The following is a 442-nucleotide window of genomic DNA, read 5'->3' as shown; positions in this document are numbered from 1 at the left end:
GTTTCACCTCTTAAAAACGCTGCTCCAAAAGAAGTGGCTATATTAGTATTATTTAAAAAAGCCATTAAAACTCCACCTTTATCCACACTTCCATCAGAGTGTTTGTATACACTTTTATCGATATATGTGTTATAATCGCTATTAAAAATACTATCAGCATTAATAGGCATTAATCTTACTCCATAACCTAAACCAAGATCTTTCATTGTATTAAATGTTAAATATCCTTCTTGCTTTACTGTCTTAAAAACTTCATTATATTCTTCAAAAGTGTAAGTTTTAGTAACATTTAAATTTTTATCGACACTAAAAGCATAAGGCATATTTGCTAATTCCTCTTTACTAAGACTTGAATTTGAAGTTTGAGGCATAAGTTGTGAAAGAACTTTGTAAGCATTTCCTATGGCTTTAGCTATGTCTATTTTATGATACATGGATAAAA

The 442-nt window shown here is 29.0% G+C and carries 1 protein-coding gene; it reads right to left on the bottom strand.

Annotated features, from left to right (window positions below; translation table 11 throughout):
- A partial coding sequence (locus tag CQA76_RS09135) for a Cj0814 family flagellar-dependent secreted protein (protein ID WP_408608991.1) occupies window positions 1–442 on the bottom strand: 442 nt, incomplete at both ends.

The organism is Campylobacter aviculae (genome assembly GCF_005406215.1).
GTDB lineage: Bacteria > Campylobacterota > Campylobacteria > Campylobacterales > Campylobacteraceae > Campylobacter_D > Campylobacter_D aviculae.
The sequence above is the reverse complement of the archived record's forward strand: the minus strand, read 5'-3'. Positions and strand labels throughout refer to the sequence as shown.